Below are 12,685 nucleotides of genomic sequence, written 5' to 3'. Positions count from 1 at the left end.
GGCAACTGAATGGAGGAAACCGCAGATGAGCCTGAGTGAACTGCGGGTGTTCGGACGGTCGGGAACCCCCATCAGTCCCCTCACCCTTGGCACCATGAATTTCGGCGAGGGGAACGGAAGCCCGCAGGGCGCTCCCACCGGTGCGGATGAAAGCATCCGCATCATCCATGCAGCCCTGGACGCCGGCATCACGGCAATTGACACCGCCGACGTCTACTCACAGGGCGAGTCCGAGCAGGTGGTGGGGCGGGCGCTCCGCGGCCGCCGGGACGACGTCTTCCTGGCCACCAAGTTCCATGGCCAGATGAGCGCCAATCCGGCGCACTCCGGAAACTCCCGGCGCTGGATCATGCAGGCCGTCGAGGGCAGCCTCCGCCGGTTGCAGACAGACCGGATCGACCTGTACCAGGCGCACCGGCCGGACTACAACACCGACGTCCTGGAGACCATCACCACCCTCAACGACCTGATCCGCCAGGGCAAGATCCTGTATTACGGCACCTCCGTGTTCACGCCGGCGCAGCTTGTGGAAGCGCAATGGCTGGCCACCACAAACCACCTGATTCCGCCGCTGGGCAACCAGGTTCCCTATTCCATGCTGGTCCGTGGCAACGAACGGGATGTCCTGCCCATCGCCCAGCAGTACGGCCTGGGGGTGCTTGCCTACGGTCCGCTGGCCGGCGGCTGGCTGTCCGGCAGCTTTGTCCTCGAATCAGGCAAGCCGCCCACCCGGGTCCACACACTGCCGGGCCGCTACGACATCTCCGGGCCCTCGAGCGAGCGGAAGCTGCTTGCCGCGGACTCACTGGCCCGGCTGGCGGACAAGCTGGAGCTGTCCCTGGTGGACCTGGCCGTGGGCTTCGCCCTGACCCATCCCGCCATCAGCAGCGTGATCATCGGACCGCGCAGCGAGGAACACCTCCAGGCCTACCTGCGTGCGGCAGACGTCCAGCTGGGCGAGACGGTGCTGGACGCCATCGACGAGCTGGTGCCGCCGGGCGCCAACTTCGTGGAGCGGGACGCGGGCGCCATTGTGCCGTCCATCGAGTTCGCGGAATTGCGACGGCGGTAGGCGGCTTCCAGCCCTGCGCCCGGGACTATTGACTAACCGGTAGAAGGCTCCTACGGTCGATACCGATACCGCCGCCCAGGGAACAGGGGCCCGCCATGCCAATGTCCGATGAGGAGCGACGCCTTCTCAAGGAGCTGGAGCTGGGGCTGATCGCGGACGATCCCCATCTGGCCATGGAACTGCTGTCCGGCTATCCGGCGCGCCGTTTCCCCACAGGGCTGTTCCCGGGGACGGCCGCGGCACTGGTCGGCCTGGTGCTCATCATTGCAGGGGCGGGGCTGCCGGCTCCGGGCGCGGTAGTGCTAGGGATTCTGCTGCTGGGGCTGGGCGCCTGCCTGCTGCTCGGTCCCACGGTGCTGGCCCGGAGCGGAGGCCGGCAAATTACCGGTTAACGGCCTTGATGGCGGCGGCCCCGGCGCTGCTGTTGAGCCTGCCCGGCGCCCTGCTGCTGCACGGGTTTGCCTCCGCGGCGTCAGGATGAACAGGCTGGCGAGGACGACGGCGGCGCCGAGCCAGGCAAGTGCCGGGAGCCGTTCGCCCACCACGAGTACGGCCAGGACGGCTGCCACGACGGTTTCGAGCAGGGAGATGCCAGTGGCCGTGCTCGCCCCCACGCGGGCCAGTCCCCAGCCGAACAGCAGATACCCGGCAAACATCGGCACCGCCGCCATGTAGGCACCCACACCAGCGGCGCGCCAGGACTCCAGGAGCGGGCCGCCGGTCGCGGCAAGGACCGGCATCAAGAGGATCCCGCCGAGGCCGAAGACGGCGCCCATGGCGGCCCGGGAGGTGACAGCTTGGCCGGTCAGGCGATGGGCCGCCCAGGAGTACAGTGCATACGTGGTTCCGGCCAGCAGCCCCAGGAGGATTCCCGCCGTCGAGGTCCAGGAATCCCCTCCGGGGCCCGGCGCGTTGGGCCCCGGTGAATGTCCGGCGAGTGACAGCAGGGCGGCTCCGCCGATTCCCAGCATCGCCCCGAAAATCCATCGCCTGTCCAGCAGCTTCCCGTCGGCGAAGCGTTCGATAAGGGCCGCGGCCACCGGCGCCGAACCGATGGAGACGACTGTTCCCACGGCCACTCCGGAGAGGTGCATGGAACTGTAGAAGGCGAGGGGGTAGACAGCCACCGCCGCAGCGCCGAGCGACACCAGGCCCCACCGCGCACGAAGACTGCCCCACTGGGCTGCGATATGGCGTGCGGCGTACAGCGCCTGCAGCAGCCCACCGAGTCCCATAGCCACGGCACCGATGGCCAGCGGGCTCACGGCCGGCGCGAAGGTGGCCGCCGTTCCGGTGGTACCCCAGAGGATCGATGCCGCCACGACGGAGAGCGCTCCCCAACGCCCGGCCTGCTGATGGTGAGGCATGTTGTTCACAGGGCGTCCAGCAGTTGCCCGGCGATGGACCGGGCGTCCCGCAAGGGCGCATCGTGTCCTTCAAGGCCTGCCCTGGCCATGGCTCCCTCCAGCAGGAAGGCCAGATGCGCGGCAAGTCCCGGGGACAGCTCTTCCCGGCCTGGCAGCAGCCCGGCCACATGCTGCGAAAGGAGTTCCTGCACCTGTTCCTTGTGGCGGCGCACCGCCTCCCTCCCGGGGTCCCCGGCCGGGAGTTCGGCCGCCGCATTGAGCAGCCCGCAGCCCCTGAAACCGTGCCGGTAGACGAAGTTGGCGTGGTCGAGGTAGGCGTCGAAGACCGCCAGGACCTCTTCGCGCGGAGTGCCGGCCGTTTCCAGACGCCGACGGTAAAGCTCCAGCCATTCCCCGTGCCGGGCTTCCAGGTATGCGGCCACCAGGTCCGCCTTTGACCTGAAGTTGTTGTACAGGCTCTTCTTTGCCACTCCCGCTTCGGCGGTGATCGCGTCGATCCCCGTGGCGGCCACGCCATTGGCGTAGAAAAGCCGGGCGGCCGCCTCAAGCAGCAGTTGGCGGGCAGGAGGGCGCGCCGGCGAGGCCGGGCTTGAAATGGACATGGGCACTCCTCGCGACATTGGTAGGTAGCCCAGTCTACCTACTTGACACGTAAGTGCTCCAGCTCTAAATTTAAGATATACGTTTTTAGAGCGAGGTTCCGATGCTCAAGCAAGTAGAAGTCCGGTTCCCCTCCGGCGAAGCAAGCTCCCCGGCCCGGCGGCTCCAAGGTTGGGCGGCATGAAATGGACTGGCAAGGATGGGGGCTCTTCGGCCTCCTGGCAACCGCCCTCCTGACACTCATCATGATCGCGGCCCAGATGGCCGGCCTGACCCGGCTGGACCTGCCGCTGGTGCTGGGCACCCTTGTGACGCCCGATCCCGACCGGGCCCGGGTTGCCGGGTTCTTCATCCATCTCGCAGTGGGCCAGGTCTTCGCCCTCGGATATGCCGCGGCCTTCGCCCTCCTGGGCAGGGCCACCTGGTGGATCGGTGCACTGTTGGGCCTGCTCCACGTGGGCGTGGCACTGACCGTCATCCTGCCGCTGCTGCCCGGTGTGCACCCTCGAATGGCCTCCACCCGGGCTGGCCCCTCCAGCACGGCGGTACTGGAACCGCCGGGCCTGCTGGGTCTGAACTACGGCATCCAAACCCCGGCCGTGGCCATCCTCGCCCACGTTGCATACGGCGTTGTTCTTGGCCTCCTCCTGAGGGCACTGTGAAACCGCTGGCATTCTGAAACCGAGGGCACTGTGCAAACAGCATCCGGACCGAAGCATCCGGCCGCACCAGAATTGAACACAACTCCGGAGCCGCGCGCCGCCGTCGCGCCCTTTGCCGCGGCCTGGCAACCCGCACCGATCGCTGACTACGGCCTGCTGGGTGACACCCGGACCGCAGCCCTGGTCTCCTCCGCAGGTTCGGTGGATTGGATGTGTGCCCCCGCGTTCGACGGCGAGCCCATCTTCGGCGCCCTGCTGGGCGGACGGGAGGCGGGGCAGTTCGTGGCCGGTCCCGCCGGAGCCGCGCACCTGGTAAGCCGGCACTACCGCGGCAACACCGCCACCCTTGAAACAACATGGTCCTCCGGCGGCGGGCAGCTGACGTTGACCGAGGCCATGGTTGCCGAGGTGTCCGGCGCACTCCTGCCCACCACGCTCTTCGTCCGGCGCCTGACCGCACACGACGGTCCTGTTGCCGCCGTCGTCCACTTCACCCCACGGCTCGGCGAAAACCACCGCCAACCGCGGGTCAGCAGGCGCGGCCAGGACCTGGTGTGTGAATGGGGCCCGCTCGCGGTATCGCTGGGCTTCAGCGAGGGATGCCCGCTACCGGCCGGCCACCAGCAGACGGTGATGGTGCACCCCGGGCGGCCGGTGACACTTGTCCTCGCCATTGCCTACGGGGAACCGCTCATCCACGTGGATCCGGAAGCGGCCTGGGATCTGGTGTGCAGTGACGAGCAGCGGTGGGAGGACTGGGCCGCGGAGATGGACACGGGCATCCCCTTCCGCGCACAGGTGCTGCGGAGCCTGCTGACCCTGCGGCTGCTGACCTACTCGCCTTCAGGCGCGCCGGTGGCGGCGCCCACCACATCCCTGCCCGAGAACCCGGGCGGCATCCGCAACTGGGACTACCGGTTTGCCTGGCCCCGTGACGCCAGCATCGGAGTGGCCGCATTCCTGCACGCCGGGAAAACGAACGAAGCCCTGGGCTTCCTGGGGTGGCTGCTGCATGCCAGCCGGCTCCAGAGGCCCCGGCTCCCGGCCCTGCTCACTCTGTCCGGCGGCCGCGTGCCGCGGGAGCACGTCCTGCGCGGGTGGCCTGGATATGCGGGAAGCGTGCCGGTGCGGACCGGCAATGGCGCGGCCGGGCAGCATCAGCTCGACGGATATGGCTGGGTGCTGGACGCAGCCTGGGTGCTCGTGGCGGGCGGCCACCGGCTGTATTCGGAGACATGGCGGGCCATGCGCGGGTTCGCTGACATGGTGGCGGACACCTGGTCCGCGCCGGACGCCGGGATTTGGGAGATCCGGGCCGATGCGGCCCACCACGTCCACTCCAAACTCATGGCCTGGCTCGCGCTGGACAGGGCGCTGCGGATCGGCGCCACGCGCCGCTTGGGCAAGCGGCAGCGGCGGCGCTGGCAGTCCGCCCTGGACCAGCTGGGGACGGAGATCCGGAGCAAAGGAGTGGACCCGGACCGGAACTGCTACACGCGGACCTATGGATCCAAGGACCTTGATGCCGCCCTGCTGGTCCTTCCGTTGATCGGGCTGGAGGACACTGCTTCCGAGGTGGTCCGGACAACCGTTGACGAAGTGTGGAAGGAACTGGGCGCCGGCGGGCCCCTGCTGTACAGGTACCCGCCGGGCCAGGACGGCCTGCAGGGCGGCGAGGGCGCCTTCCTGCCCTGTTCATTCTGGCTGGTGCAGGCGCTGGCCATGACCGGCAGGACCAGCGAGGCACGGGAAACCTTCAGCGCTCTGCTGGACCTGGCGTCCCCGCTGGGCCTCTTCAGTGAAGAAGTGGACCCCGCCTCCGGCGCCTTCCTGGGCAACTATCCGCAATGCCTTACCCATGCCGCCATGGTCCAGGCAGCCCTGGCCTTGCGCGACAACCCCGGCTTCCAGAGCACGGGCTGAGCCGACGTGCCGCCACCCGCGGCCGCCTATCGCCGGCATCCAGCCCGGCACGGGAATTTGTTGCCCGCGTCCGGCGTTGTCGATCTGTCCGGAACAATCTGGACATCAGCAGCTGGACAGGAGAACACACCACATGTCAGTTGACTACGACGCTCCGCGGGTGACACCCGAGGAAGAGCCGAACGTCGCACTGGAGGAGCTGAAGTCCGACAAGTCCGCCCGCCGGGAGGCTGCTCCCGACATGGACGAAACGGACCTGGCGGACAGCTTCGAGCTGCCCGGCGCGGACCTCTCCAACGAGGAACTCCTCATCCAGGTGGTCCCGGTGCAGGCCGACGAATTCACCTGTATGTCCTGCTTCCTGGTCCACCACCGCAGCCAGTTGGCCCGGGAAAAGGACGGCAAGAAGTACTGCAAGGAATGTGAGGGCTAGCAGGGGGACGACGGCCGGCCGACTTTGGGTTTCAACCATTGGAATCCGCACTCGTGGCTGGAGCGATGGGCAGCCATGATGTAGGTCACGCTCCGGCAAGGGCCGGCCGACTGGAAAGAAGGAAACCATGTCCCTCAGCGTTGAGGAAATGAACAAGCAGCTCCCGGCGGCCAACGCGCTGCCCGGAGAGGCAGTCCCGTACTACATGGCGTCGGGCGAGGGCGCACGCTACGAAATCAACGGCCAGCTGGTGACGGTCATCGCCCGCGCCGCCGATACGGGCGGCATCTTCAGCGCGGCCTACATCTCCGGCGGCATGGGGGCCGAGTCCCCCTTTGTCAGCCACAGCATCGAACACAAGACCCTCTACGTCTTCGACGGCATCCTGCACGTCTGGCTGCCCGGCGAGAGCAGGATCCTCACCCCAGGTGACTCGGTGGTCATCCCGCCGAACACCCCGCACGCCTACCGGATGGCCAGCCACTACACCCGCTTCCTGACCTGGATGACGCCCGGCGGCGGCGAAAAGTACTACGAGCGGGTGGGCACACCCATCGGTTCGCACGTCCCGCCGGTGCGGCCCGGACACCAGGCCAGCCTGCATGAGCAGGCCGAGGTGGGCGCCGAGTTCGGCATCACTTTCCCGGACGTGGAGCGTGTGGCGCCGTCGTTCAAGCACGACGCCGGCCTTCCGCCTGCCCAGAGCCCCTATTTCCTGAGCGCCGGGGAGGGTGAGCGGCTGGTCAGTTACCAGACGATGTTCACCTACCTGTCCCGTCCGGCCAACACCGGTTCGAACTATTTCGCCGTGCATACCAAGGGAGCAAAGAGCCCCTACATTCCGCTGCACTTCCACTCGGAGCACACGGAGAATTTCCTCTGCACGGAGGGCCGCATGTGGCTGTATGCCAACGGCCGCGAGATGCTCCTGACCAAGGGCGATTTTGTCCACGCCCCCGCCGGGACCATCCACTCGTTCGCGTTCGACGCCCACAACACCCAGATGGTGGGCTTCCTGACCCCGTCCGTGTTCAACGGGTTCTTCGAGTACTTCAACCAGCCCACCGAGGACTACATGTACACCGAAGGCGGCGAGCCCTTCATGGACATGGAAGGCTTCGGCCGCGCCCAGGCCGAGATGGACCTGACAGTGGTGGGCCCGCCGCCGCAGCGCCGCGCCGCACTCGACATCCCCTAACCCGCCAACCACGCCATCGATTGCTCCGTACCTGCCCTTTTGAGCGCTGATAACGGCAGTTACGGAGCACTCGATGAGATCTTCATTCAACGCGAAGGGCCGGACTTCCAAATGGAAATCCGGGACTAAACCGCCGGACAGAAATGGCCCGTCAACATCTGTTGACGGGTCATTTCCGTGTCAACTAATGTTGACGTCATGGAGGTGGAGCGGATGAAGACGCTGGTGGGATCAATGGACGGGAAAGGACCTGCGGAGGCCCTGTATGCGGTGGCCGAACTGCGAAAAGAGGTGGGCCGGGCCGAGGCATCCCTGGTCCGGCGCGCACGGCAAGCCGGCCTGTCCTGGGAAGCGATCGCACTGTGCCTGGGCGTGAGCAAACAGGCCGTGCACCGCAAATACGGGAAGCAGTAGGGCCGGACATCCAAGCGGAAGCCCGGCCTTCGGTTTGAGGGATATCCATTGCTCCGTAACTGCCGTTCTCGGGGCCGAAAACGGCAGCTACTCAGCAATCGATGGGGGTGTTAAGAGGTGGCTTGCCTGACCAGTTCGCGGCCGTAATCGTTGCCGTTGGGCGTGCGGACCACGGTGTGCATGTGGAACGGGGCGGGTTGGTCGTTGCTGAGGAACACGCCGGTGTGGTGGTCCAGTTCCAGCACCACCACCGGGCTCTGCAGCCGGAAGTAAAAGGCTTCCGCCCCCTCCCAGCCCCCGATCCAGCTGAAGAACGATTCCCCATAGTGATCATGGATTTCCCGACGGCGGGCGGCACGGGGTCCGTCCGGCAGGTAGGCGATGAAGTCATCCACTACCGCGTCCAGCAGCTCCCGGGCCTCCGCGGGCATCTCCGCCACGCGGATCCCCTCGTACGGGATCACCCTGTTGTCCTGGAAGCAGCCGCCCAGGTGCCGTTCATCGCCCGGGTGGAGGCGGCCTTCAGGCATGGCCGGGTCCACCATCGACTCATACACAACAGCCCCGGCGCGAAGCTCTGAAGGCAGCGCACCCATCAACTGCCGGGCCAGCGCGATGCGCTCCTTGAAAACCTTCACGCCACGGTGCGGGCCGGCGTCGATCATGTCCGGCTCCGCGCCCATGAACACGGGCGAAATCACCAGCTGCGTCCCCACCACCAGGCAGTTCAGTGCCGCGTGGTGGCCAAACAGCTGCCACCCCCACGGCCCGGTCTCGGACGGCTCCCCGTACAGCGCGAAGTTGTAGCTGAATTCGTTCATCAGCAGCGGCAACTCCACCAGTTCGCCAAGGAATCCGTTGATGCGCATCAGGTTCCGCACCAGCTCAAACCCTTCAGCGCTCAGGCTTGCCTCCACTAGCCCCAGGACCGCGTCACGGACGGGCGGTTCCAGCTCGTCCAGGCGCAACCCGGTGTCGTGCTGCATGAATTCAGGGTTGGCCCAGCTTTGCCATTCAGGCGCGTCCACCGCGTAGTTGAGCTTGCTGGCCTGGCCAGGAGTGACCGCACCGAGCAGCTTGCGGGCCGCGGCCACCATCTGTGCGGTGGGCGCTTCCTCCCCGGGCCGGGCCGGCACCAGCGGATACAGGCCCTCCCGGCGTACGCCGTCGCTGGTGATGCCGGTGAAGGGCCGCGGGTACAGCTTCTGCCAACCTTCGATCATGGGCCCGGCGAACGGGTCGCTCCTCGCGGCTTCGGCATACTCCCTGGGGCTCAGTCCACGGATATCCGACACTCGCGGGTGATCGGGGGCAAACAGGTAATCACGGAATGACGGCGTCGACACGGGCGCTCCTGGTGGTTTCAAAGGAAGTTCCCTGATCAAGGGAAACTGCACGTTCGGATGATTCGGCGTCGGCGGGCACCACGGGCGCCCACCCCGCAGCGACGGACAGCGCGACGGCCGCCTCATCGGCGGAGTTGCCCCGCCAGGCCACGTGCTGGTCCGGACGGACCAGCACGGCGTTGGCACCCCACAGCGCCGAAAGCGCGGTTCCTTCAACGGAGGGTCCGACGGCGGTGACGGTCACCGGGATGCCCTGCCGGGCAGCGGCCGCCACCACCGGCTCGAAGACTGTCGCCGCCGGCATCCCGCCCAGCGACCGGGCGTCGGCCAGCAGGGTGAATCCGGACCCCAGAGCACTGTAGACGGAAGACGATCCAGCCAGCCAAGCATGCGGGAGCAGGGCGCCGGGAACCGCGGACGGGACGTAGCGGATGGGGTCTTCCGTGGGGAGGGAGGAACCGTCCGGAACCACCAGGGGTGAGTCGGCGTAGGCGTAGCCGAGCACCAGGCCCAGCGAATCGAACTCGCTTTGCTTCACGGCGAGGGCGTCGTGGGCGGCCCGGCGCGCAGCATCGCCGGCAGGACCGGCGAGGGCAAGGTCCGGATCAGCAAAGTGGTAGGCCAGCGCCTTGCCGTTCTCCGCGGCGTCGCGGATGGTGCGGGCCGCCACCGGCCGGCGTTCATCCCCGTAGCTGGCCAGGAGGCCGGGACCCGCCCAGCCATTGATGACGGCCGCGAGCTTCCAGGCCAGGTTGACGGCGTCACCGATGCAGGTGTTGAATCCGTGGCCGCCCCACGGCGGGTTGAGGTGGGCCGCGTCGCCCACCAGGAAGACGTTCCCGCGGCTGTACTCCGGGGCCAGCAGCATGCGGGCCGTCCAGGGATCAGTAGCCACCACGTCGATGTCGACTTCAGCGCCCACCAGGGAGCGGACCATGGCGGCAGCATCGGAGGGGGTGACGGTGACAGCAGGATCCACGCCCTGGACAATCGCCCACCAGGTATCGGCAAGGTCCATGGGCCCCACCATCCCGGAGGTTTCCGACCCCACCACCCAATACTGCACGGCGGGATCCAGCGAAACGGCGGAGGCCAGTGACTGCGAGCGGAACAGGATGCTGATGTTGGACAGGGCCGCGGAGCCGCCTGCCAGGCGGATTCCCAGGCTGCGGCGCACCGCGGAGGACCCGCCGTCGGCCCCGATCACGTAGTCCGCGTGGATGGTGCGGCGGCTACCGGAAACATCAGCGACGACGACGGCGTAGGGCGCCGTGGCTGCCCCACCATGAGTGCCGGCGCCGGGACCAGAGCCGGAAAGGCCGGCGTCGTCTCCTGCAACGCCCAGCCCCCGGACCTCCTGGACAGCCCACCCGGTCAGGAATGTGACCAGCGGGTTGTCAGCGACGGCGGCGCGGAGCACCTCCTCGAGGACCGGCTGCGGGACCTGCTGGCCGCACTCCGGCTGGGGACCGTAGGTGCCGGGAACCAGCTGGAAGGCGTTGCGGAACCGGCGCAGTTCATGGGCCGAGGGGCCGGTCAGTCCGGTGCAGAAGATGACGTCCTGGGCATGGTCCACCGGCAGCGGCGAAGCCTTCCGGAGTGCGTCGGCCAGGCCCAGCCGCCGCAGGTGCGTCATGGTGCGGGCGTTGGTGGTCTTGGCCCGGGGCCGGGTGGGGTCAACGCTGGTCCGCGGGTCGATGACGGTGCTGGGGACGCCGCGGGACGCGAGGTCCAGGGCTAGGAACAGCCCGCTGGGGCCGCCACCGGAAACCAGGACCCGCGCCTCCTCCGGGATGTCCGCGGCGTTGGCGTTCTGGAAGGTGCTCATCAGGCACGGCTCCGGAGGGAAAGATCGCCCACGGGCGTGGTGAGGGTGCCGAGCTTCTCGATCTCCACCTCGACGGTGTCGCCGGGCTGCAGCAGCCACTGCGGGGTGCGGGCGTAGCCCACGCCTTCCGGGGTTCCGGTGGCAATGACGTCACCGGGGTGCAGCGTGAAGGTTTGGCTGATGAGCGCGATGATGGCCGGGACGGAAAAGATCATGTCGCGGGTGTTGCCGTTTTGGGCTTCGATGCCGTTGACGCGGGTGCGGACCTGCAGTCCGTCGCGCAGGTCGCCCACCTCGTCCCGGCTGACCAATGGACCCAGGGGGCCGCTGAAGTCGCCGTTCTTGCCCAGGGTCCACTGCGACGTAAGTTTCTGGGCTTTGCGCGAGGTGATGTCGTTGAAGGTGGAGTAGCCAAAGACGGCGTCGGCAGCGGTGTCCTCGTCCGCGGACTCGACGCGCCTGCCGATGTACGCGGCCACCTCGCCCTCCCAGTCCAGCCCCGCCTCGCCTGCGGGGACGGGAACCGGGACGTTGCCCACGGACAGGGACGCCGTCCAGCGGGCGAAGAGGGTGGGGTACGGCGGCAGCTCCTGGTCCTTGAAGCTGCCCTCGGCCACGTGCGCCTTGTAGTTCAGGCCCACGCAGATGACCCGTGCGGAGGCCGGGACGAGCGGCACTTCGGTGACGGTGCCGCGCTCCAGCCAGGCGCCGGCGTCGGACGCGTCATGCTCCGCCACGCCGGCAGCCAGGGTTGCCGCCTTGTCCTGCCACCCCTCCGCGTCGGCCCAGAAATCGGCGACGGCAGCGAGCGGGAGGATGCGGGAGCCGGCGAGCGCTGCTGCCCAGGGTTCGCCGTGGTGCGTGATGCCAATGAACTGCATGGAGGGGCCTTTCGGGTCTGTTCCGGGCGAATCGGCGCTCCGGAGGAAGTGGTGGTCAGTGCTGCTGCGCCTGGCGGCGAAGGAAATCGATGGTGGCGGTGGTTGCCTGCCTTGCTGCGTTGCTGCTGCCGTCCGGCAATTGCCACATATGGTCCGCATCCTCCAGAAGGAGAAGTTCGACGGCGGCACCGGCGCCTTCGAGCGCCTGGGCCAGGCCGGCGGACTGCTCCACGGGGACGAACCGGTCAGCCGTTCCGTGGATGAGGAGGAAGGGCGGCGCGTCCGTATGCACGTAGGCGAGGGGGCTTGCCGCTTTGGCCTTGTCCGGGGCGTCGGCCGGCTGGGCGCCGAGCAGCAGCGCCTCGCGGGAGCCGGGGTCATCGGCGCGGGCCACGGCGTCCGGCCTGGCCTGTTCCCCCATCCGTTCCAGGTCCGTGGGCGGATACCAGGCCACGACGGCGGCAACATGGTCGTCCCCGTCAGCCTCCAGGGCGCCCTCCAGCTCAGCGAATTCCGCGGCTCCGGCGGTCAGTCCGAGGAGGGCGGCAAGGTGGCCGCCTGCCGAATCGCCCCAGGCGTAGATCCGGCGCGGATCCACCCCGTACTCAGCGGCATGGGTGCGAAGCCAGCGGACCGCCGCCTTGGCATCCAGCAGCTGGGCGGGAAAAGTGGCAACGTCCGTCAGGCGGTAGTCGGCGGAGGCCACCACGAACCCGGCCTCCGCAAGCTGTTCGATGGGGCTCAGGCCGAAGCCGTCCACGCCCGGCCCCAGCGAGGACCGCTCCCCCACCCGCCAGCCTCCCCCATGGAAATGGATTACCGCGGGCCTTCCGGCCTGGACGTCGGCGGCAGCGCCGGGAAGGTAGAGGTCCAGCAGCAGCGGCCCGGCATTCTGTGGTCGGGCGAACTGGATCCCCCTTTGGATCCGCAGTGCCGTCATCGTTGACTCCATGTGTGCCGC

General features: G+C 68.0%; 13 protein-coding genes. 7 read left to right on the top strand and 6 right to left on the bottom strand.

The features are described 5' to 3' along the window. Window positions 1-25 precede the first annotated feature (25 nt). Both ASG86_RS18575 and ASG86_RS20345 read left to right on the top strand, forming a co-directional pair. Window positions 26-1,072, top strand: coding sequence for an aldo/keto reductase (locus ASG86_RS18575; RefSeq protein ID WP_056337951.1), 1,047 nt, complete (start codon window positions 26-28; stop codon window positions 1,070-1,072). A gap of 95 nt (window positions 1,073-1,167) precedes the next feature. Next, a complete protein-coding gene (locus tag ASG86_RS20345) occupies window positions 1,168-1,464 on the top strand; it encodes a DUF3040 domain-containing protein (RefSeq protein WP_235565229.1) in 297 nt (98 codons plus the stop codon). Here the strand turns inward: ASG86_RS20345 and ASG86_RS18570 are convergent. Together ASG86_RS18570 and ASG86_RS18565 are read right to left on the bottom strand one after the other, a co-directional pair. Then, on the bottom strand, window positions 1,375-2,439 hold the full coding sequence (locus ASG86_RS18570) for a DMT family transporter (RefSeq protein ID WP_056338194.1): 1,065 nt from the start codon (window positions 2,437-2,439) through the stop codon (window positions 1,375-1,377). The two genes, ASG86_RS20345 and ASG86_RS18570, sit on opposite strands and share 90 nt — an antisense overlap. Before the next feature lie 5 nt (window positions 2,440-2,444). Beyond that, window positions 2,445-3,041, bottom strand: a complete 597-nt coding sequence (locus ASG86_RS18565; protein WP_056337949.1) for a TetR/AcrR family transcriptional regulator — start codon at window positions 3,039-3,041, stop codon at window positions 2,445-2,447. A 183-nt stretch (window positions 3,042-3,224) separates the two neighbouring features. On the opposite strand from ASG86_RS18565, the gene ASG86_RS18560 reads away from it, so the two are divergent. From ASG86_RS18560 to ASG86_RS18540, 5 genes are all read left to right on the top strand, one after another. Beyond that, complete coding sequence (locus tag ASG86_RS18560; RefSeq protein WP_056337947.1) at window positions 3,225-3,701, top strand: hypothetical protein; 477 nt, start codon at window positions 3,225-3,227, stop codon at window positions 3,699-3,701. A 72-nt stretch (window positions 3,702-3,773) separates the two neighbouring features. After that, complete coding sequence (locus ASG86_RS18555; RefSeq protein WP_235565228.1) at window positions 3,774-5,624, top strand: glycoside hydrolase family 15 protein; 1,851 nt, start codon at window positions 3,774-3,776, stop codon at window positions 5,622-5,624. A 133-nt stretch (window positions 5,625-5,757) separates the two neighbouring features. Next, window positions 5,758-6,057, top strand: coding sequence for a DUF4193 domain-containing protein (locus tag ASG86_RS18550; RefSeq protein ID WP_056337946.1), 300 nt, complete (start codon window positions 5,758-5,760; stop codon window positions 6,055-6,057). Window positions 6,058-6,184: 127 nt separating this feature from the next. Continuing rightward, the gene (locus tag ASG86_RS18545) at window positions 6,185-7,255 is read left to right on the top strand and encodes a quercetin 2,3-dioxygenase (RefSeq protein ID WP_056337945.1); all 1,071 of its coding nucleotides are present in this window, start codon (window positions 6,185-6,187) and stop codon (window positions 7,253-7,255) included. Window positions 7,256-7,453: 198 nt separating this feature from the next. Further along, window positions 7,454-7,669: a hypothetical protein gene (locus ASG86_RS18540; RefSeq protein WP_056337942.1), complete on the top strand. Its 216-nt coding sequence runs from the start codon at window positions 7,454-7,456 to the stop codon at window positions 7,667-7,669. A 110-nt stretch (window positions 7,670-7,779) separates the two neighbouring features. On the opposite strand, the gene ASG86_RS18535 is transcribed toward ASG86_RS18540, so the two are convergent. Genes ASG86_RS18535 through ASG86_RS18520 form a run of 4 tightly spaced genes read right to left on the bottom strand, consistent with a single transcriptional unit; the run spans window position 7,780 to window position 12,664 of the window. Continuing rightward, window positions 7,780-9,015, bottom strand: coding sequence for a DUF3500 domain-containing protein (locus ASG86_RS18535; RefSeq protein WP_056337939.1), 1,236 nt, complete (start codon window positions 9,013-9,015; stop codon window positions 7,780-7,782). Next, window positions 8,993-10,843, bottom strand: coding sequence for an FAD-dependent monooxygenase (locus ASG86_RS18530; protein ID WP_082566848.1), 1,851 nt, complete (start codon window positions 10,841-10,843; stop codon window positions 8,993-8,995). The genes ASG86_RS18535 and ASG86_RS18530 overlap by 23 nt, the downstream gene beginning before the upstream one ends. Further along, window positions 10,843-11,724, bottom strand: coding sequence for a fumarylacetoacetate hydrolase family protein (locus tag ASG86_RS18525; protein WP_056337936.1), 882 nt, complete (start codon window positions 11,722-11,724; stop codon window positions 10,843-10,845). Before ASG86_RS18525 ends, ASG86_RS18530 begins: the two co-directional genes overlap by 1 nt. A gap of 55 nt (window positions 11,725-11,779) precedes the next feature. Continuing rightward, complete coding sequence (locus tag ASG86_RS18520) at window positions 11,780-12,664, bottom strand: alpha/beta hydrolase (RefSeq protein WP_056337933.1); 885 nt, start codon at window positions 12,662-12,664, stop codon at window positions 11,780-11,782. Between the last annotated feature and the right edge of the window lie 21 nt (window positions 12,665-12,685).

Origin of the sequence: Arthrobacter sp. Soil764 (genome assembly GCF_001428075.1) — a bacterium.
GTDB lineage: Bacteria > Actinomycetota > Actinomycetes > Actinomycetales > Micrococcaceae > Arthrobacter.
The sequence above is the reverse complement of the archived record's forward strand: the minus strand, read 5'-3'. Positions and strand labels throughout refer to the sequence as shown.